Origin of the sequence: Erwinia tasmaniensis Et1/99, from assembly GCF_000026185.1 — a bacterium.
Classification (GTDB): Bacteria; Pseudomonadota; Gammaproteobacteria; order Enterobacterales; family Enterobacteriaceae; genus Erwinia; species Erwinia tasmaniensis.
In genome coordinates this window covers 488,642-509,337 of record NC_010694.1, presented here as the reverse complement: position 1 = coordinate 509,337, position 20,696 = coordinate 488,642, and the positions used below count along the sequence as shown (strand labels likewise).

19 protein-coding genes and 1 riboswitch are annotated in these 20,696 nt (G+C 55.4%); of the genes, 8 read left to right on the top strand and 11 right to left on the bottom strand.

All coding sequences use genetic code 11. The annotated features are described in order from the left end of the window. The first annotated feature begins 74 nt into the window (after positions 1-74). Positions 75-656, top strand: a complete 582-nt coding sequence (locus tag ETA_RS03325) for an NAD(P)H-dependent oxidoreductase (RefSeq protein ID WP_012440197.1) — start codon at positions 75-77, stop codon at positions 654-656. A gap of 36 nt (positions 657-692) precedes the next feature. Next, positions 693-1,004: a putative quinol monooxygenase gene (locus tag ETA_RS03320; RefSeq protein ID WP_012440196.1), complete on the top strand. Its 312-nt coding sequence runs from the start codon at positions 693-695 to the stop codon at positions 1,002-1,004. 46 nt (positions 1,005-1,050) lie between these two features. Here the strand turns inward: ETA_RS03320 and ETA_RS03315 are convergent, their stop codons facing one another. From ETA_RS03315 to nudF, 6 genes are all read right to left on the bottom strand, one after another. Continuing rightward, a complete protein-coding gene (locus tag ETA_RS03315) occupies positions 1,051-1,953 on the bottom strand; it encodes a LysR substrate-binding domain-containing protein (RefSeq protein ID WP_012440195.1) in 903 nt (300 codons plus the stop codon). A gap of 43 nt (positions 1,954-1,996) precedes the next feature. Continuing rightward, a complete protein-coding gene (gene parE, locus ETA_RS03310) occupies positions 1,997-3,892 on the bottom strand; it encodes a DNA topoisomerase IV subunit B (protein ID WP_012440194.1) in 1,896 nt (631 codons plus the stop codon). A 54-nt stretch (positions 3,893-3,946) separates the two neighbouring features. Beyond that, positions 3,947-4,525, bottom strand: coding sequence for an esterase YqiA (gene yqiA, locus ETA_RS03305; protein ID WP_012440193.1), 579 nt, complete (start codon positions 4,523-4,525; stop codon positions 3,947-3,949). Between the two features lie 3 nt (positions 4,526-4,528). Next, a complete protein-coding gene (gene cpdA, locus ETA_RS03300; RefSeq protein ID WP_012440192.1) occupies positions 4,529-5,356 on the bottom strand; it encodes a 3',5'-cyclic-AMP phosphodiesterase in 828 nt (275 codons plus the stop codon). A gap of 101 nt (positions 5,357-5,457) precedes the next feature. Further along, positions 5,458-5,883 carry a DUF1249 family protein gene (locus ETA_RS03295; protein ID WP_068794415.1) on the bottom strand — a complete coding sequence of 142 codons (426 nt, stop codon included), beginning with the start codon at positions 5,881-5,883 and terminating at the stop codon, positions 5,458-5,460. Beyond that, positions 5,880-6,515: an ADP-ribose diphosphatase gene (nudF, locus tag ETA_RS03290; RefSeq protein ID WP_012440190.1), complete on the bottom strand. Its 636-nt coding sequence runs from the start codon at positions 6,513-6,515 to the stop codon at positions 5,880-5,882. The genes ETA_RS03295 and nudF overlap by 4 nt, the downstream gene beginning before the upstream one ends. Positions 6,516-6,727: 212 nt before the next feature. On the opposite strand from nudF, the gene tolC reads away from it, so the two are divergent. The 3 genes from tolC to ETA_RS03275 all read left to right on the top strand — a co-directional run bounded on the left by tolC (position 6,728) and on the right by ETA_RS03275 (position 10,208). Beyond that, positions 6,728-8,203, top strand: coding sequence for an outer membrane channel protein TolC (tolC, locus tag ETA_RS03285; RefSeq protein ID WP_042958583.1), 1,476 nt, complete (start codon positions 6,728-6,730; stop codon positions 8,201-8,203). A 166-nt stretch (positions 8,204-8,369) separates the two neighbouring features. Beyond that, complete coding sequence (locus tag ETA_RS03280; RefSeq protein WP_012440188.1) at positions 8,370-9,041, top strand: DUF1190 family protein; 672 nt, start codon at positions 8,370-8,372, stop codon at positions 9,039-9,041. 6 nt (positions 9,042-9,047) lie between these two features. Continuing rightward, positions 9,048-10,208: a glutathionylspermidine synthase family protein gene (locus ETA_RS03275; RefSeq protein WP_012440187.1), complete on the top strand. Its 1,161-nt coding sequence runs from the start codon at positions 9,048-9,050 to the stop codon at positions 10,206-10,208. 105 nt (positions 10,209-10,313) lie between these two features. On the opposite strand, the gene ygiD is transcribed toward ETA_RS03275, so the two are convergent. Further along, the gene (gene ygiD, locus ETA_RS03270) at positions 10,314-11,099 is read right to left on the bottom strand and encodes a 4,5-DOPA-extradiol-dioxygenase (protein ID WP_042958580.1); all 786 of its coding nucleotides are present in this window, start codon (positions 11,097-11,099) and stop codon (positions 10,314-10,316) included. A 199-nt stretch (positions 11,100-11,298) separates the two neighbouring features. Then, the gene (gene ribB / locus ETA_RS03265) at positions 11,299-11,955 is read right to left on the bottom strand and encodes a 3,4-dihydroxy-2-butanone-4-phosphate synthase (RefSeq protein WP_012440185.1); all 657 of its coding nucleotides are present in this window, start codon (positions 11,953-11,955) and stop codon (positions 11,299-11,301) included. 107 nt (positions 11,956-12,062) lie between these two features. Further along, a riboswitch (FMN riboswitch) is annotated at positions 12,063-12,211 on the bottom strand. A 148-nt stretch (positions 12,212-12,359) separates the two neighbouring features. Here ribB and ubiK point away from each other — a divergent pair. Further along, entirely contained in the window at positions 12,360-12,644 is a 285-nt protein-coding gene (gene ubiK / locus ETA_RS03260; protein ID WP_012440184.1) for a ubiquinone biosynthesis accessory factor UbiK, read from the top strand. Between the two features lie 43 nt (positions 12,645-12,687). On the opposite strand, the gene hldE is transcribed toward ubiK, so the two are convergent. From hldE to ETA_RS03245, 3 genes are all read right to left on the bottom strand, one after another. Continuing rightward, entirely contained in the window at positions 12,688-14,124 is a 1,437-nt protein-coding gene (gene hldE / locus ETA_RS03255; RefSeq protein WP_012440183.1) for a bifunctional D-glycero-beta-D-manno-heptose-7-phosphate kinase/D-glycero-beta-D-manno-heptose 1-phosphate adenylyltransferase HldE, read from the bottom strand. 87 nt (positions 14,125-14,211) lie between these two features. Further along, entirely contained in the window at positions 14,212-17,046 is a 2,835-nt protein-coding gene (glnE, locus tag ETA_RS03250; protein ID WP_012440182.1) for a bifunctional [glutamate--ammonia ligase]-adenylyl-L-tyrosine phosphorylase/[glutamate--ammonia-ligase] adenylyltransferase, read from the bottom strand. Between the two features lie 38 nt (positions 17,047-17,084). Then, positions 17,085-18,389, bottom strand: a complete 1,305-nt coding sequence (locus ETA_RS03245; protein ID WP_012440181.1) for a CYTH domain-containing protein — start codon at positions 18,387-18,389, stop codon at positions 17,085-17,087. A gap of 251 nt (positions 18,390-18,640) precedes the next feature. Between ETA_RS03245 and ETA_RS03240 the strand changes: the two genes are divergently transcribed. Then, a complete protein-coding gene (locus ETA_RS03240; RefSeq protein WP_012440180.1) occupies positions 18,641-19,261 on the top strand; it encodes a TIGR04211 family SH3 domain-containing protein in 621 nt (206 codons plus the stop codon). 137 nt (positions 19,262-19,398) lie between these two features. Further along, positions 19,399-20,622, top strand: a complete 1,224-nt coding sequence (locus ETA_RS03235) for a multifunctional CCA addition/repair protein (RefSeq protein WP_012440179.1) — start codon at positions 19,399-19,401, stop codon at positions 20,620-20,622. Positions 20,623-20,696: the final 74 nt, after the last annotated feature.

Genomic DNA, 20,696 nt, shown 5'->3' with positions numbered 1-20,696 from the left:
TGATCAAAACCACATTTTTCCCTCAATATCCGTCCTGTAGACTCGCATCCATTGCCCACGGTTGCGAGATATTCATGAAACAGATCCTAATTATTGATGCTGGTAAGCCCTTTGCCCACTCTAAAGGTGAGCTGAACCATACCCTAACCGATGTTGCCGCCAGCTTTCTGCGTGACGCGGGTCATCATGTCGATATCACCGTTGTCGATGATGGCTACCGGGTCGCCGACGAAGTGGAAAAATATCTCGCTGCCGATACCGTCATCTATCAGATGCCGGGCTGGTGGATGGGAGAACCCTGGACGCTGAAGAAGTACATCGACGAAGTCTTTACCGAAGGCCACGGAAAACTCTATGCCAGCGATGGCCGCACGCGCGCCGACGCGGCAAAGCAATATGGTTCCGGCGGTCTGTTGCAGGGCAAGAGTTATATGTTGTCTTTGACCTGGAATGCCCCTTTACACGCTTTTACCGATCCACAGCAGTTTTTTGAGGGCGTGGGGGTTGATGGCGTCTATCTGCATTTTCATAAGGCGAATCAATTTCTTGGCATGCACGCTTTGCCGACCTTTATCTGTAACGATGTGATCAAGCAGCCAGATATCGCCGGTGATATTGTGCGCTATCGGACTCATCTGAGCGAAATCTTTGCTTAACTGATTAACTGACTTTGTAGAAAAGAAGGAAATCGTATGCTGACCGTTCTCGCTGAAATTTGTATCAGGCCAGGCCGTCGAAATGCCGTTTTACGGGCAATTGAGGAACTTACTCCGGTGGTGCTGGCAGAGGAGGGCTGCGGAAGCTATCAGGCGTTAATCGATCATAAGGCTCAGACCCCATGGAAACAGCACTCCCCACATTCAATCTTTATGGTGGAGCACTGGGTATCCCTGCGTCATCTTGAGCAACATCAGCAGGCCAGCCACATGGAAAATCACCGTGCTGCGATCAGAGATGATGTCATTGACGTGAAGATCTTTGTACTGGAACCGGCGGTTAAATAATACCGCCCGGAAGGGTCAGGCCGATCCCTGCTGCGGATCGGTCTTTTTACAGCAGCGTGTTGCTGGCAAACTGCTCGCTCAGATAATCGAGAAAACAGCTGATACGCGCCGAAAGCGTACTGTTACGGTAGTAGACCGCATGGATGGGATGACGCATCTCATGGGTTTGCGATTCCAGTACCGGCACCAGGCGACCGGAAGCCAGATCGGCACGACTAAGAAAATCGGAAATACGCACGATCCCCATACCGTTTACCGCCAGCTGGCGCAAGGTCTCACCGCTGGAGGCGCTGATGGTGGGTTTGATATGCAATAGCTCTTTTTCCGAGTGCCAGAGCGGCCAGATATTATGCTGTTCCAGATTGCAGAACCCCAGCAGCCGATGGTTGGCCAGCAGCTCCGCCACGTTATGCGGTTCACCATATTCAGCGAGATAGTCCGGACTTGCCATCAGCCGTAGCCTGCTGCTGCCAAGAGCGCGGGCATGCAGCGTCGAATCGCGCAGTTCACCGATACGGATAGCGATATCGGTCTGCTGCTCCAGCAGGTCAATCACCACCTCATCACTCGTCAACTCCAGCTGGATCAGCGGAAAACGCCGTGAGAATTCGGGGATAAGCGGTACGATCGCATGCAGCATAAATGGCGTGGCGGCATTGACGCGCAGCCGCCCGGAGGGGATCTCTCGCCGCCGGGCGATCTGTTCTTCAGCAGCTTCAACCGAACGAATGATCTGCCGCGCATGCTGCAAAAAAATCTGTCCTTCTTCGCTCAGGGCGATACGGCGTGTAGTGCGGTGCAGCAGGGTGGTTTGCAGTTTGCTTTCCAGCCGGCCCAGCGCCCGGCTGATGCCGGAGGTCGTCTGATTCAGCTGATCTGCGGCAGCGGTGATCGAACCGCTGTCGACCACCGTCACCCACGCACGTAGCTCTTCAAGGGTAATTTTCACCGGCTGCTCTTCTGTGAGTTAATACACCTTTCCTGCAACGGCTTTACACCTCGACTTCAGCGCTGTCGCCTTTTTCCTGTAGCCAATTACGACGATCCTCAGATCGTTTCTTCGCCAGCAGCATATCCATCACGGCCAGCGTTTGATCCACATCCTCATCGCCTATCGTTAACTGTACCAGGCGACGAGTGTTCGGATCGAGGGTGGTTTCACGCAGCTGTAACGGGTTCATCTCACCCAACCCTTTAAAGCGCTGCACGCCCGGTTTGCCCTTTTTACGCTTCAGCTGCTCAAGGATGCCCGCCTTCTCTGCCTCGTCCAGCGCATAATACACTTCTTTGCCCAGGTCGATGCGGTAAAGAGGCGGCATAGCAACATAAACGTGACCATTTTTCACCAGCGTGCGGAAGTGGCGCACGAACAGTGCACACAGCAGGGTCGCAATATGCAGGCCGTCAGAGTCCGCATCGGCAAGGATGCAGATTTTCCCGTAGCGCAGCTGGCTGAGGTCTTCGCTGTCAGGGTCGATGCCGATCGCGACCGAAATATCGTGCACCTCCTGCGAAGCCAGCACCTCGTCCGAGGAGACTTCCCAGGTATTCAGGATTTTACCCTTCAGCGGCATAATGGCCTGATATTCACGATCGCGCGCCTGCTTGGCAGAACCGCCCGCCGAGTCCCCTTCCACCAGAAACAGTTCGGTTCGACTCAAATCCTGTGCGGTGCAGTCCGCCAGTTTCCCCGGCAGCGCAGGGCCGCTGGTGAGTTTTTTACGCACCACTTTCTTTGCCGCGCGCATACGGCGCTGGGCGCTGGATATCGCCAGCTCGGCCAGCATTTCGGCGGCCTGTACGTTCTGATTCAGCCACAGGCTGAAGGCGTCTTTGACCACGCCTGAAACAAATGCGGCGCACTGACGTGACGACAGGCGCTCTTTGGTCTGACCGGCGAACTGTGGGTCCTGCATTTTTACCGACAGCACGTAAGCACAGCGATCCCAGATATCTTCCGCCGACAGCTTCACGCCACGCGGCAGAATATTGCGGTATTCACAGAATTCGCGCATCGCATCCAGTAAGCCCTGGCGCAGTCCGTTAACGTGCGTTCCGCCCTGCATCGTGGGGATCAGGTTCACGTAGCTTTCGGTCAGCAGCTCACCACCTTCCGGCAGCCACAGCAGCGCCCAGTCTACCGCTTCAACATCGCCGGAGAATGTGCCGACAAAGGGTTTTTCCGGCAGCAGAGGCAGACCGTTGACCGCCTCCATCAGATAGTCGGTCAGGCCATCGGCGTAGCACCAGCTCTGTTCGGTTTTGTTCAGCTTGTCTTTAAAAACGATTTCAACGCCCGGACAGAGCACCGCTTTGGCTTTCAGCAGGTGGCTTAAACGCGATACCGAAAAGCGGGGGCTGTCAAAGAACGACTCATCTGGCCAGAACTGTACGCGCGTACCGGTGTTGCGCTTAGCGACCGTGCCGGTCACCGTTAATTCCTGAACTTTGTCGCCGTTCTCAAACGCCATTTCATACACTTCGGCATTGCGGCGTACGGTGACTTCTACGCGTTTTGACAGAGCGTTAACCACCGAGATCCCCACGCCGTGCAGGCCGCCGGAGAACTGATAGTTTTTATTTGAGAATTTGCCTCCGGCATGCAGACGGCAGAAAATCAGCTCAACCGCCGGTACGCCCTCTTCGGGGTGAATATCCACCGGCATGCCGCGCCCGTCGTCAATGACCTCCAGTGACTGATCGGGGTGCAGGATCACTTCCACGCGTTTGGCATGACCGGCCAGCGCTTCGTCCACGCTGTTATCGATCACTTCCTGGCCTAAATGATTAGGGCGCGCGGTATCGGTGTACATACCCGGGCGGCGACGCACGGGTTCAAGTCCGCTGAGAACCTCAATGGAATCTGCGTTGTAGCTGGATTGGGTCATCGTAACAATCTGATTAGTGGTGGCTAAAAATGCGTGGTCAGACTCCGGCCGTGCTCAATCCTTAACGCTAAGAAAATCAAGGATGGCGGAGAAATGACGTTCGAATCCGATAAAAGCATGATTTCCGCCCTGTTCTACCGTCTGTCGACAGGCGCTGTAATAGTCAAGGGCCTGGCGGTAGTCGAGCACTTCATCGCCCGTTTGCTGCAATAACCAGAGCAAATCCGGTGACTCTAGTGGGTCAATCTGCATGACTTTTAGATCGTAAATATGGCGTGACTCTAACACATATTGCTGGCCGGTGTACGGGTTCTCGTTGACGCCAAGGTAATCAGCCAGCAGCTCAAATGGCCGCACTGCGGGATTGACGACCACTGCGGGCAGGGTGAAGCACTGTGACAGCCAGGTCGCGTAATAGCCGCCCAACGAAGAGCCGATGATACCCAACGGCTCGCCGGCCGACTGCATCACGAAATCCTCCAGCAGCTGCGCAGCCTCTGCCGGATACGCCGGGAGCTGGGGAACGTAAAGACGAATATCAGGATGATTCTGCGTCAGCCACTGCTCAAGCAGGGTCGCCTTAGCCGAGCGTGGCGAACTGTTAAAACCATGCAGATAAAGCAACGTAGCCATAGGTCAGTACCCTTCTGAGTCGAGATCCGGATTAAACATGCGGGTGTTCAGACGCCGAACCTCAGTCTCCAGACGGCCATCTTCTTGCAGATCCAGACAACGCCAGCCCGGCGCCTCGGCGTCAATGGTAAAATTGGTGCAGTGCGGCTTGAACTGTACACAGGTTGACGGCGTTGCCAGCACGCGCCGCCCTTGCCAGTTGAGGTCCAGCTCCTGATGAATATGACCACACAACAGCGTTTTTGCCAGCGGATAGCGCTGCAAAACGGCATCAAGCATATGTGGATTACGCAAACTGTGCTGGTCAAGCCATGAGCAACCGGAAGGCAAAGGATGATGGTGCAGTAGTATCAGCGTGTGGCGCTGCGGTTCAGCGGCCATCGCCCGTTCCAGCCATTCCAGCTGGTAATCGCTCAGCTCACCGTGTGGCACCCCATATACCTGACTGTCCAGCAGCACCACTTGCCAGCGATCTCCTAGCAGTACCTGCTTTTGGTCAGCGATGCTGGATGCCCCCAGCGTTCTGAACATCGTCGGCTGATAGTCGTGATTACCCGGTAGCCAAACGCAGGGGGCAGGCAGGCGAGAAATACCCTCAGCAAAATGCTGATAGGCCTCCATCGAGTGGTCCTGCGCCAGATCGCCCGTGGCAACGATCAGGTCATAGTGGGCGTGTTCTGCGGCAATAGCGTCGAGTACCGCGTCAAAACTCGCCCAGGTATTCACCCCCAACAGCGTTTCATGTTTACCTGAAAAAAGGTGGGTATCCGTAATCTGTAAAATCCTGACTCTGGACCCACTCGCCACAGGAAGTTTTAACAGGCTATCCAATCAAAGTCCTTAAGGTTAGATCTCTACCCATCATGCCCGAAAGCCTTAGGTGAGTTGGCTGCAACCCGGATTATTTAATCATAAAAATGTGTCAGTTCGCGCTAACATACCGGCACGACCATTGCATCGTGGGACAGACAATAGCGCAGCCAGTCCGCTAAGAACTGATTAATCTGGTGCTTTTCGTCACGCTGATGCAGCTTTTTATTAGGATAATCATAGCGTGCTTTAAAGCGATAGATCTGCTGAGTGGAACACACTTCTGCCACCATTGCATCGTGATACAAACGTACCGACATGGAAGGCAGGCTCCAATAGCTGACTGCCGGAGCGGTCTGTCTGACTTCCACCAGCGTGGTATAACGGGTCGATTCCTGGACGGTGATCTGATAACTGGCCCCGTTAACCTGATATGCGACAGATTCGCCTGCCCGATCTTCTTTAGGCAATAAACGGCGTAGCTGCGCAAAATTGGTTTCGCAGATGCGCATCATTTCAGGAAAGTCAGGGACATAGCGTTTCATTATTCGTTTTTCCACTCAAGGCGTAACTGTTTATGGTGCAGCTCCAGCCATTGCAAAGCAATAACGGCAGCAGCATTGTCAATTCTCCCCTGTTCCACCCATTGATAAGCCTGACTGCGGCTCACCACATGCACAAGAATATCCTCATTCTCTTCCTCCAGACCGTGGTTTCCCTGCGCCACGCTGGCATCCACTTCACCGACAAATACCGCCAGCCGCTCTGACGTTCCCCCCGCGCTGGAGAGATAATGAATAATCGGTTTAACGCGTCCGGCGGTCAGGCCGGCTTCTTCTACCGCCTCACGGCGCGCTACCGCTTCCGGCGTTTCGCCTGTTTCAATCATGCCGGCCACCAGCTCAAGTACCCAGGGGGTGGGGCTGGTATCGTAAGTTGCGATACGGATTTGCTCGATCAGCACCACTTCATCGCGCAGCGGATCATAGGGTAGCAGCACGGCGGCGTGACCGCGCTCAAAAATTTCTCGGGAGATTTCACCACTCATTTCCCCATTGAACAAACGATGGCGAAAGCGGTAACGCTGCAACGAAAAAAAACCCTGATATAAGGTTTCGCGGGCAATAATTTCTACATCGTTTTTGGTAAAGGTCACCGGATAATCGTTAACGGCTGTCATTAGTGCATCTCCTGAAAAAAGGGTGGCAAAAACGCTAAGTTCAATAGTAATTTTCCGGATGTCTGGTTCTTGATGAATTATTTCAGTAAATTAAAAGAAGGATGGCACTTTCAGCCAACTTACCTTATCCGGACTCTCTGCTATTATCGGCGATAATTTTCGGTCTTAACCAGCGCTACCATAGCAATTTTGCTGCACTACAAGGAATGCAAATGAACAAACTGCTCCCTTTACTTATCGGTCTGAGCCTGGGCGGCTTCAGTGTCGCCAGTCAGGCTGAAAACCTGCTGCAGGTATACCAGCAGGCGCGTTTATCAAATCCTGACCTTCGTAGCTCAGCAGCCGATCGCGATGCGGCATTTGAGAAAATTAATGAAGCACGCAGCCCACTGTTGCCCCAGCTTGGCCTCGGAGCTGACTATTCCTATACTAACGGCTATCGCGATAACAGTGGCTCTAACACCACCACCAAATCTGCGTCGCTGCAACTGACCCAAACCATTTTTGACATGTCAAAATGGCGCGCTCTTACCCTGCAGGAAAAAACCGCAGGGATTCAGGATGTCACCTGGCAGAGCGCGCAACAGACGTTGATCCTGAATACCGCCACCGCCTATTTTAACGTACTGAACGCCATCGATACCCTGTCATATACCGAGGCACAAAAACAGTCTATTTATCGCCAGCTTGATCAAACCACACAGCGCTTTAACGTGGGTCTGGTCGCCATCACCGATGTGCAGAACGCTCGCTCACAGTACGATACCGTGTTAGCCAGCGAAGTCGCCGCACGCAATGCGCTGGATAATGCAGTAGAAACCCTGCGCCAGGTCACCGGCAACTACTATTCCACCCTGGCCTCACTCAACGTGGGCGCTTTTAAAACGGATAAGCCGCAGCCGGTCTCCGCGCTGCTAAAAGAAGCGGAAAGCCGCAATCTCAACCTGTTATCAGCACGCCTTTCTCAAGACCTGGCACGTGAACAAATTCGCTCATCTGAAACTGGCCATATGCCAACGCTGGATCTGTCCGCGTCTACCGGTTTATCCAACAATCGTTACGGCGGAAGTCGGGCTAACCAGTCATCCAGTAATCAGGACAATATCAGCGGCAATAATCAGGTTGGTTTAAGCTTCAAACTGCCGCTGTACAGCGGAGGCTCGGTCAGTTCGCAGGTGAAGCAGGCGCAGTATGCCTTTGTCGCCGCCAGCGAGCAGCTTGAAGGCGCTCACCGCACCGCCGTTCAGACCGTACGCTCTTCGTTCAACAACGTGAATGCGTCAATCAGCAGTATTGCCGCCTACAAACAGGCCGTTGTATCAGCACAGAGTTCGCTGGATGCTATGGAAGCCGGTTATTCCGTGGGTACCCGCACCATCGTCGATGTGCTGGATGCCACCACCACGCTGTTTAATGCCAAACAGCAGCTGTCTAATGCACGTTATAGCTATATGATAAACCAGCTGAATATCAAGTCTGCGCTGGGTACGCTTAACGAGCAGGACCTGCAAACGTTGAATAACCAGCTGGGTAAAGATGTGGTCACCGCGCCAGATGCTGTTGCTCCGGAAGATGCACAGCAGGATGCCAACGCCAACGGTGCCGCTTCCGCGGCGCGCAGCGGTAAAGCTTCCGCGCCCGGCCGCCCGGCGGCTACCCGCACCAGCGGCAATCCCTTCAGTCACTAATACCTTTCGGGGCAGCATCCGCTGCCCCTTTTTACAGGGCTTACGGTTCCTTCACAATTGAACGTATAGCTAAGTAAAGATCCCGTATCGCCCGGGGCCCATCGCTTCATTTTTCGCCGCGCTTCCCCTATCCTATGCGCTACCTTTGGGCACAGGACGAAAATTGATGAAACGGACTAAACAGATTAATCACGCCTCCTTTCGCAAAAGCTGGAGCGCCCGCCATTTAACGCCGGTGGCGCTGGCGGTGAGTGCAGTCTTTATGCTGGCCGCTTGTGAACAGGCCGACGAAACCGTATCAATGTATCAAAATGCTGATGACTGCTCGGCCGCTAACCCCGGTAAAAGCGAGCAGTGCACCACGGCGTTTAACAGCGCCAAAGAAGAAGCGGCCAAAACCGCGCCAAAATATGCCAGTCGCGCAGACTGCGTGGCTGAATTTGGCGAAGGACAATGCCAGCAGGCCCCTGCTCAGGCTGGGGTTGGTAATACTAATGCAGAATCCCAGTCCAGCGGCAGCTTCTGGATGCCGCTCATGGCTGGTTATATGATGGGCCGCCTGATGGGCGGAGGTATGGGCGGTCAGCAGCAGCCGCTTTTCAGTTCAAAATCGCCAACCAGCCCAGCCAACGGTAAGTTCGTTGACGCCAGCGGTAAAAACTACGGTGCCGCTACGCCGGGCCGCACCATGACGGTGCCGAAAAGCGCTCTGGCTCCTAAACCTGCCACCACCAGCACCGTGACACGCGGCGGCTTTGGTGAGAGTGTCGCCAAGCAAAACACCATGCAGCGTAACAGTAGCAGTACTGGCAGCGCTAACCGCAGCATGGGGGGCTAATCGCTGATGAAGCGTATTGCCATAGCCGAACGCCCAGGCTGGCGCGAAAAAGCAACGGAATATGGTTTTCGTTTTCACACCATGCACGGCGAGCCGTACTGGTGTGAGGATGCTTACTATCAGTTCACGTTGCAGCAAATTGAATCGCTGGAAGACGTGACCAGCGAACTGCATCAGATGTGTTTACAGGCGGTAGAGCTGGTGATCGGCAGCGAAGAGCTGCTGACGAAATTCCGCATCCCCAGGCATACCTGGGACTTTGTGCGTGGATCCTGGAAAAGCGGCCAACCATCGCTTTATTCCCGACTCGACCTCGCCTGGGATGGCCAGTCTCCGGCCAAGCTGCTGGAAAACAATGCCGATACGCCTACCTCACTGTATGAGGCTGCTTTCTTCCAGTGGCTTTGGCTGGAAGACCAGCTGGAGTCAGGCCAGCTCCCCGCTGGCAGCGATCAGTTCAACAGCCTGCAGGAAAAGCTGATCGAACGCTTTAGCGAGCTGCATCAACAGCACGGTTTTAGCTGGCTACACTTCGCCTGCTGCCGCGATTCTGAAGAAGACAGGGGCACCGTGCAATATCTGCAGGACTGCGCCACGGAAGCCGGGCTGCCGACTGAATTCCTCTATATGGATGAAATCGGCCTCGGTGAGAAAGGGCAGTTTACCGATATTCACGACCAGGTTATCGGCAATCTGTTTAAGCTCTACCCGTGGGAGTTTATGCTGCGTGAAACGTTCTCCACCAAGCTGGCCGATGCCGGCATGCGTTGGCTGGAGCCGGGATGGAAGAGCATTATTTCCAATAAAGCGCTGCTGCCCCTGCTGTGGAAGATGTTCCCTAATCATCCGAACCTGTTACCGGCCTACTTCGCCGAAGATAACGTGCCGCACATGGACAAATATGTGGTTAAGCCACTGTTTTCCCGCGAGGGCGCGAATATCCGCATCGTAGAAAACGGTCAGGAAATTGCGCGGGTCGACGGGCCATACGGTGAGGAAGGGATGATTGTTCAGCAGTTCCATCCGCTACCGAAATTTGGTGACAGCTATACGCTGATCGGCAGCTGGTTAATCAACGATCGGCCCGCCGGTATCGGCCTGCGCGAAGATCGCGATCTCATCACCCAGGATCTGTCGCGTTTCTATCCGCACGCGTTTATTGAATAATCGGCAAGGGCGAGTCTTCACTCGCCCCGTTGGCATCGGGCAACGCGACATAATGCGCCCGTATGCAGTTGAAAAATGCAACAGGCTACCAGGCCTATGGCCCTGTCACCCCACCTGCACGGACAGCATACTCAGTGACCCCATCACGATCCCATCTATCGGGATCGATACGGATTCACCCGGTGTGCGTGCGCCGAGCACGTACAGCAGCGGCAAATAGTGCTCCGGCGTTGGGTTCGACAACGCCGCGTCCTCATGCTGCATAAAGTTCACCAGCGGATGCTGCGAAACGTCCCCTTCCCAGCTCAGATTATCGCGCACGTACTGATTAAAAGATCCCGCCCAGGGCCAGGCGGCGGCTTCATCCTGCCGGCGTATCTGACTCAGGTTATGTACGACGTTGCCACTGGCTACAATCATCACCCCCTGCTCACGCAGCGCGGCCAGCTTACGCCCCAGCTCGAAGTGATAAGCCGGTGGTTTGCTTCCGTCCACGCTTAGCTGCACCAGCGGAATATCCGCATCAGGATACATCTTGATCAGCACTCCCCAAGAGCCGTGGTCGAACCCCCACTCCCGGTCGAGCTGCACGGCAACCGGCGCCAGTGTATCAGCCACCTGTTGTGCCAACTCTGGAGAGCCCGGTGCCGGATAATGTGTGTCAAATAACGCCTGTGGGAAACCGCCGAAATCATGGATAGTGCGCGGATTTTCCAGTGCCGTGACCGCAGTACCCCGGGTATACCAGTGGGCGGAGACCGCAAGGATCGCTTTCGGTCTTGGCAGGGTGTTGCCCAGTTTACGCCAGGTTTGCGTATAGATATTCTCTTCCAGGACGTTCATCGGGCTACCGTGTCCGAGAAAAAGCGCAGGCATAATTTGCTTACTCATAATGTGGCTCCAGGCAAAATGTTGCTCAATGGACACCACACTACGCCCATTCACCTTTGGATGAACCTGGATAACCCTGATGAAGATATTCAGTAAATTTGAATGCCGGAAAAGCACGTTTTGACAGGGTTCAGCCAGGCGCAGTTGCAGGCCTGGCTGATATTTTCTGACCGGGGGGGGGAACCGGCCTGAAGGATAGTTAACTTGCCTGTAGCGTTTCGCGGCTACGGCGGTAAGACACCAGGTCTTCGATGGTGACGACCGGCATATCGTGCTGACGGGCAAACACGATGACTTCTGGCGCATGCGCCATTGAACCGTCGTCGTTAGTCAGTTCACAAAGCACGCCCGCCGGTTTGAAACCGGCCAGGGTGACCAAGTCGAGAGTGGCTTCCGTGTGACCGCCACGAGTTAACACGCCGCCGGAACGGGCGCGCAGCGGAAACACATGGCCGGGGCGATTTAAATCACTGGGCCTGGCATCATCTGCGATCGCGGCACGGATAGTGGTCAGGCGATCGGTAGCAGAAACGCCGGTCGTCACGCCCTCGGCTGCTTCGATAGTCACGGTAAAACCTGTACCGTAAGCGCTGGTGTTGTTCTGCACCATCATGGGCAGATCAAGCTGCTCCAGGCGTTCCTCATTCAGACACAGACAGACGATACCGCTGCCGTGACGGATGGTTAGTGCCATTTGCTCAACGGTCATGGTTTCGGCGGCGAAGATCATATCACCTTCGTTTTCACGATCTTCATCGTCCAGAACCATCACACCGCGGCCTGCGCGCAGCGCCTCAATGGCATGTGTAACACGCTGTTCAGGCGTGCCAAATTCAGAAAGTAGCGACTGATTCATGGTAAATAAACCTTTGTAAATGTATGGGTTACCAGAACCAGGGCGTGCTTAGGAGTGTTATACGGCGACAACAAATAACGCGAGGCGAGCTTCAGCCCGTCAAGAATCGTTACTCTCTCCCATCCGGACTTTAACCGTCGGCCCCGGAATTACACCGGATCTGCTGACCTTCAGAATGGCTCTGAAGCGCTCGCGGGCTTTCAGCCTCAGCTGATTTACCGCCGGTGGGGAATTTCGCCCCGCCCTGAGAATAAGCGAATTCATGATAGCGCTGAAAAAGTAACAGAGCAACGAACAAAAAGGGCTATCGGCTATCCATTTTATCACTAAGGCATTTTAAAGTTTGTGGCTGACGGCGGAGCGATTACACTAGAGCCAAACTCGCTGCTATCAGGAAACCTGCCATGATTGATGCAAAAAAGATTGAACAACTGGCCCGTCAGATCCATGACTCCATGCCGAAAGGCATTCGTGATTTAGGTGACGATGTCGAAAAGAAAATCCGTCAGACTTTGCAATCACAGTTGACGCGGCTGGACCTGGTTAACCGGGAAGAGTTTGACGTGCAAACTCAGGTGCTACTGCGCACCCGTGAGAAGCTTGCCGTGCTGGAACAGCGGCTCTCTGAACTGGAAAACCGTGCAGCACCACAACTGCCTGCTGCAATAGCCGAAAAACCAGCGGAGTAAGTCGCGCTGGATAATGGCTGCCCGAACGGGCAGCCGTCAGCCGTCAATTTTTCCCGCTTCCTGAAATGATCGTTTTGATGATATTACTGGTGGAAATACCGTCTTCGAAATTGAGTACCTGCACATCTCCGCCGTTCGCCCAAACCTCTTTGCTCCCGGCAATATCTTCAGGCTTATAGTCACCGCCTTTTACCAGCAGGTCCGGCAATATTTCAGCGATCGCTCGCTGCGGCGTATCCTCTTCAAAACCGATCACCCAGTCTACCGCCTCAAGCGCGCCCAATACCATCATGCGGTTAAGAAGCGGGTTGACCGGGCGTGTTTCACCTTTCAGACGACGGGTGGAGGCATCGCTATTCACCGCCACAATCAGGCGGTCGCCCAGCTTACGCGCATTGGCAAGATAGGAAACATGGCCCGCATGTAAAATGTCGAACACGCCGTTGGTCATCACCACCTTTTCACCACGCTGGCGGGCTTTTTTCACTTCAACAATCAGCTGTGCTTCACTCATTACGCCAAAACCCGACTCCGGACGCGCATGAATAGCATTTTCCAGCTCCATCGGAGACACCGTGGAGGTGCCAAGCTTACCCACCACCACGCCTGCCGCCGCGTTGGCAAGGAAACAGCTCTCTTCCAGCGTGTTTCCAGCCGCCAGCGCGGTTGCCAGCACACCGATTACCGTATCTCCAGCGCCGGTGACGTCAAAGACCTCCTGCGCCTGGGTCGGCATATGGAAAGGGGCTTTTCCCGGCTGCAGCAGCGTCATACCGTGTTCGGAACGAGTCACCAGCAGCGCAGAAAGTGCATGCTGTTGCATCAGCGCCGTACCACGTTCCACAATGTCGGCTTCGCTTTTACACTTACCCACCACCGCCTCGAATTCAGACAGGTTTGGCGTCAGCAGGGTTGCGCCGTGATAGCGAGAGAAGTCGGTTCCTTTGGGATCGACCAGCACCGGGACGCCCGCTTTACGCGCCAACGCTATCATGGTTTCCACGGTAGCCAGCGCCCCTTTCGCATAGTCAGACAGGACCAGCGCCCCGATGCCCGGCAGAGACCGCTGGATGCGTTCAAGCATTGGCTCAGGATCGACACCGTCAAATCCTTCCTCGAAATCCAGGCGGATCAGCTGCTGATTACGTGACAACACGCGCAGCTTGGTGATAGTAGGATGAGTCGCCACAGAGACAAAGTCGCACTGCACGTTGACCCCAGACAGGGCGGCGCTAAGCGCACGCGCCGCGTCATCAACCCCGGTCAGGCCAACCAGACGCGACTTTGCGCCAAGAGAGGCGATATTCATGGCAACGTTGGCCGCACCGCCTGGGCGCTCCTCCACGCTATCAACTTTTACCACCGGAACCGGCGCTTCGGGAGAGATGCGGTTGGTTGGGCCGTACCAGTAGCGATCCAACATCACGTCGCCCACTACCAGCACACCCGCGCGGGTAAAATCGGGCAGGGTAATTTTCATTCCAGAGACTCCAGACTGCAGTAAAAATTAATGCGCGCGATGATAGCATAATTGTTCAGCTGGCTAACCATCGCGTGCGATCGGTGATCAGGTACTTAACCACGCCTGCCAGCAGGCTTTCACCTCGGCTTTCTCCTGCGCGAAAGCATCAACCGCGACGTGCCCGGGCAACTCCTGCAAAGCAAGGTGATGAAGCGCATCGCGCAAAGTCACATAGGCATTCGTCAGCGCTTCAGCCTGAGCTGACGCCATTTTACCGCTGCGCGCCAGAAGCTCAAGAATGCGCACGTTGTCAGACCAGCGCGTCAGTTCCGGCACCTGTGAGGCGTAACGTAAAACCAGATATTGTGTAATAAATTCAATATCGACGATGCCGCCCGCATCGGCTTTGATATCCCACCGATCTTTGTGCTTGTTGCCGAGATGGGTACGCATTTTCTCACGCATCTCGCGCACTTCCGTTTGCAATTTTTTATCGTCACGTGGGCGTGCCAGAATGCCGCGACGAATGTGTGCAAAACGCTCGCCCAACGCGCTATCGCCGTACACGATACGGGCACGTACCAGCGCCTGATGCTCCCATGTCCAGGCATCGTTTCGCTGGTACTCATCGAAAGCATCAAAAGTGCTGACCAACATTCCCGCCGCTCCGGATGGACGCAGGCGGGCATCCACCTCGTAAAGAATGCCCGAGGAGGTGCGGGTACTGAATAAGTGCATCACGCGCTGTGCAAGGCGCAGATAGAACTGACGACCGTCTATACTGCGATCCCCCAGGGTCACAGCATCGGCCGGGCAGTCGTGGAGAAACACCAGATCGAGGTCGGAACTGTAGCCCAGCTCCCACCCCCCCAACTTACCGTAGCCAACCACGGCAAAACCGCGATCGCTGTCGTCAGCGAGATGTGAAGGGCGGCCATAGCGCTGGATCATCATATTCCACGCCTGCTGCACCACGGATTCAGTTATCGCCTCCGCCAGCCAGGTCAGATGATCGCTGACCTTCATGACCGGTAGCGTTTTGGCGATATCAGCAGCGGCAATACGCAGATGCTGTGCCTGTTTAAACTGGCGCAACGCCTCCAGCTGCTGTTCTTCATCCTCTTCCGGAATACGCAGCAGATACTGACGCAGTTCGTCACGATAGGCATCGGTGGCGGTGGGATGATACAGCGTAGCCGGGTCGAGCAGCTCATCAAGCAGCAGCGGATAGCGCGCCAGCTGGCTGGCAACCTTTGGCGAGGCGGCACACAGGCGAATCAGGTGCTGAAGCGCACCGTGGTATTCACTCAGCAGTTCCAGGTAGGTTGAACGCGTCACCACGCCCAGCAGCAGCGGAGTCAGGCGCATCAGCGTTACCGGCGCATCATCACGCGGCAGCACTTCACCCAGCAGCCGTGGCATCAGCTGATCCAGCGCCTGCCGCCCGCGTGGGCCAATCGTGCGTTTATCAAGATCCTGGCGGAAATCGTTAATGACGCACAGCAGCTGTTGTCGGGCATCACTGGCCAGATGAGGCACCAGCGGCTCCAGCTCCACCTCTTCCAGCCGATCCTGCCACAGTACGCCATATTCCCCTGCGTCACGGTTATCGCCACCATCGGCGCTATCATCGCCGATCAGTTCGTTGAAGATGCTGCGCACCGTTGCCATATGCCGATCGAGCCGGGCGTGTAATGTCGCCCAGTCGCCACATCCCATCGCCCAGGCGAGGCGCGTACGATCCAATTCGCTATCGGGCAGGGTTTGGGTTTGCTCATCGTTGATGCTTTGCAGTAAATTTTCCAGCCGGCGCAGAAACAGATAGGCAACACGCAGCTGCTCTGGCTGTTCTGACGGTAACAGATGCAGCTCATCAATGGCAGACAGAGCAGGCAACAGAGAACGCTGCTGGAGGGATCGCTCACGCCCGCCGCGGATCAGCTGAAAGACCTGCACGATAAATTCCGTTTCACGAATACCGCCCGCACCGAGCTTGATGTTATTCGTCAGCCCTCGCCGCCGGACTTCGCGGGCAATCATCCCTTTCATATTACGCAGCGACTGAATAACGCTGAAATCAATGTAACGGCGGAAAACAAACGGCCGCAGCAGCTGACGCAGCTCTTCGCTCCAGCGGTCACCGCTATCCCCCATCAGACGCGCTTTGACCATGGCGTAGCGTTCCCAGTCTCGCCCCTGCTCCTGGTAGTAATCTTCCAGCGCGGCAAAACTCAACACCAGCGGACCGCTATCACCAAAGGGGCGCAGACGCATATCGACACGGTAAACGAAGCCGTCTGCGGTCGCCTGGTTCAGCACTTTTATCAGGCGCTGGCCCAGGCGGGTAAAGAACTGGGCATTATCCAGCTCGCGCCGCCCTCCCTGCGTGGTGCCATTTTCCGGCCAGGTAAAGATCAGGTCGATATCAGAGGAGAAGTTCAGCTCGACGCCGCCCAGCTTTCCCATACCGAGGATCAGCAAAGGCTGTGGCTCTCCGGCAGCATTCATCGGGGTGCCAAGCTCGACACAGCAGGCACGCCACAACCAGTCGCGAGCGCCGACAATCAGCGTTTCCGCCAGCTCGCTCAACTGGCGCAGGGTCTGTTCAGTGGTGCTTTCTGCCAGGGTTTGCATCCAGGCAATACGCGTCAACATGTGGCGGCGGAACCGGCGCAGCTCGCGCATCAGCGCATTTTCATCCTGAGCGGCAGCAAGCTGAGTTTGCAACCATTGCCGATAGTGCTGCCATTCATCCGGCTGGGGCGGTTGCTCAAGCAGCTGCTGCCACCAGGCGGGGAACTGGATCAGGCTGGTGCGGATAAAGTCACTAAAAACCAGCACCGCCTGCTGCCGGCAAGACGCGCCGTTAAACAGCGGGTCTAGCCGGGTAACCTGGTCAGCCAGCAGCACGGGTAAAGGCTGAGTTAATGATGGCACCATAAGGTCAACGCTCCCTTCAGAATTCCACGACTGAAAAATTACAGACTGCCGTTTTTCCAGAATGCAGGCTGTTTCAGCGCCTGACGAAGATGGGCATCGAGCCAGATATCCTGCTGCCCGTCAATCGCCTGGCCCAGCTGCTGCCAGCTCTGGACCCAGCTATTGACCGCGGCCGCATCATAAGCTCCCGCCAACAGATGAACTGCCAGCAGCTGGCGATGAAGACGCGCCAGTTTGTCCTGATATTCACCCGCGTGATTCACCTGGGAGAAGGTCTCTTTCAGGTCAGCAGCAATGCGGCCCAGCATAATATCGCTAAAGCGTTTAAATGAGCCTTGCAGTTTAGCGTCAGCCTTGCTGTCGACAAACTCTCGCCAGCCGGCGGTAGCAAGCCAGTTGGTAAGCGCTAACTGGGTTTGCAGCCAGAGTGCACTGAAGCACAGCGTTTCGGCCGAGACGCCTTTATCCAGCATGGCTTCTTCCAGCAATGTCAGTTTCTGGCGCAGATCGCTGCTGGCCTTGCGAGGAACCAGCGCGCCGTAAAGTGAAAAGGCCTGACGCAGAGTTTCCAGCGCATCTTTTATTTCACGTCGTGCGTTGGCATTGCCCCTTAACCATAACTCCTCATGATACTGCCACTGGTTAAGCGCATGCAGAAAGGCCGCCTTCATGCCCTCTTCTACCGTGGCCTTCGGCCTGACCTTCAACAGGAGGAGCTGGCGCAGGGGCCGTGGCGGATTGCCCTGTGCCAGCGCGTAGCCGCGCGCGGCTTTACTCAAGCTGCCGAGGCGTAAGCCGTCAATTGTCGCCAGCTCGTTGGCAAAGGCCAGCAGATCGTCTCGCTGGCCGCTTTTTAACTCAAGCTCAATCTCCATAAGGGGCTCACTCAGGTCACCTGCACTGACTTCCCCTCTGTCGAAAGCAACCTCGATCTCGCTTTGCAGATAAGTGACCACCCACTTTTCACGCACAAAGTGAGTACTGAACAAGGCACTAAGTCGCGTCTGTAACGCGGCAACATCCGTACCGGCGGGCCACACTTCACCCGGTAACTGCCGGATATCCAGTTCGGGTTGCTCTAACGCCACATTATATTCCGGCCGCTGGTGCAGCCCGCCGATAGTCTGCCCTGCGGTTTTTAGCGTCATCTCATAGCTGTCACCGAAACCTCGAATGCGCAGCCCCATATCCCAATGACGCAGCTGTTTATCGTCCGTTTCGAAGTAAGTATTGGTTAACTTCTGTCCCGGCGTATGCTTATGAGGCCAGGCAGCCAGTTTGGCCGCTATTTTTGTCGCTGCGTTTGGCAAAGCAATGAACTTTAATTCGATTTCAATGGTCATAGTGTCTTATTTACGTCGTTAGGGGCACGGTCAGAGTGTCAGATTACGTCCGCTTTTGTCTTGCGGTAGATCGGGTCTGATATTGCCGCAAAGAGTAATGCACAAAAGACGGGGCTGTCTCTGCTTAAATTACGCATTCGCACGCGTCTTCTCAACAGAATGAGATCAGGACAGTTCTCATTCAGATTTTTGTGAGGCCGCTCCAGACTGTGCCATGAATTTTTCCAGTACTGATATCAAAAAGAGTTCGAATGAAAAAGACTCATCTTATTAGCCTGACTTTATTCGCTTTCAGCGTGGCAGCGAACGTGCATGCCGATGAAAAACGCTATATTTCCGATGACCTTTCCACCTGGACGCGCAGCGGCCCCGGCAATGATTACCGCCTGGTGGGAACCTTAAACGCTGGCGAAGAAGTTGAATTATTGCAGACAAATGACAACACCAAATACGGTCAGATCCGCGATAAGCAGGGGCGTACCACCTGGCTGCCACTGGCCCAACTGAGCGAGATACCCAGCCTGCGTACCCGTGTGCCGCAGCTGGAACAACAGGTGAAAGACCTTTCCGCCAAGCTGGCAAACATTGACGGCAGCTGGAATCAACGCACGGCAGACATGCAGAAAAAAGTTGCCGGTAGTGACGATGCGATCAATAGCCTGAAGGCCGAGAACCAGCAGCTGAAAAATCAACTGGTGGTGGCCAGGAAAAAGGTCGATGCCGCTAATGTCCAGCTTGACGATAAGCAACGCACCATCATTATGCAGTGGTTTATGTATGGTGGTGGGGTCGCTGGCGTTGGCCTGCTGCTGGGGTTGCTGCTGCCACGAATGATCCCGCGCAGGAAACAGAACAACCGCTGGATGAATTAAGCCACTGGCGCACTTTCAGGGTATCTGCGGATGCCCTTTTTCCCGTGTCTGCGATTTATCATTTCAGCAACACGAATGGTATAGTGCGACGATCCATCATCGGTTCATTTCGATGATTTGCTTTCTGGAGATGCTCAGTGAAAACATACCTTGTCGGCGGCGCGGTGCGCGACGGACTGTTAAATTTGCCGGTGAAAGATAAAGACTGGGTCGTGGTGGGGGCGTCTCCCCAACAGATGCTCGATCGGGGTTATCAGCAGGTTGGCCGCGACTTCCCGGTATTTCTGCACCCGGAAAGTCACGAGGAGTATGCGCTGGCGCGCACCGAACGCAAATCAGGCCGGGGCTACACCGGATTCACCTGCTATTCCGCGCCGGACGTCACCCTTGAACAGGATCTGGCGCGCCGCGACCTGACCATTAATGCCATTGCCCAGGATGCCGGCGGCAATTACTGCGATCCTTACGGTGGCCGTGCCGATTTACAGCAGCGCCTGCTGCGCCATGTTTCCGGCGCTTTTAATGAGGATCCGCTGCGCGTGCTGCGCGTGGCGCGTTTTGCCGCTCGTTTTGCCCATCTTAACTTCCGTATCGCTGACGAAACCCTGCTACTGATGCAGGCCATGACGCACAGCGGAGAGCTGCATCATCTAACCCCGGAACGGGTATGGAAAGAGACAGAACTCGCCCTGCAAACGCCCAGCCCACAGGTATTTTTTCAGGTGCTGCGTGACTGTGGCGCACTGGCGGTGCTCTTTCCAGAGCTGGATAACCTGTACGGCGTTCCCGCACCGGCCAAATGGCATCCGGAGATCGACACCGGGGTGCATGCCCTGATGGCGCTGGCGATGGCGGCCCGGCTCAGCCAGGAGATAGACATTCGCTTCGCCACCCTGTTCCACGATGTAGGTAAAGCCCTGACGCCAAAGGTAAAATGGCCGAGTCATCACGGACATGGCCCGGCAGGAGTGCCTCTGGTTGCCGCCTTATGCGAACGTTTGCGCGTGCCAAATGCGCTGCGTGACCTGGCGCTGCTGGTGACCGAATTTCATGACCTGGTGCATACCATTCAGTGCCAGCCCCCGACTGAGCTGGTTGCGCTATTCGACCGTGTGGATGCCTGGCGCAAACCGCAGCGCGTGCAGCAGATTGCATTGACCAGTGAAGCAGACGCCCGTGGGCGCACCGGCTTTGAAAATAATCCTTACCCACAGGGTGATTATCTGCGCGAGGCCTGGCGAGTCGTGCAAAGCGTCTCAACAAAAGAGGTCGTGGATGCAGGATTCAAAGGCATGGCGGTACGCGAGGAGCTGACGCGCCGCAGAATTGCCGCGCTGGATGCCTGGAAACAGGTTCAGTAATAGACTTTTTCTGCTGACTACGCGTCAGACTCTGGGGCGACCGGCCAACGCCATCGCCCCGGAGGCCGCGCGAC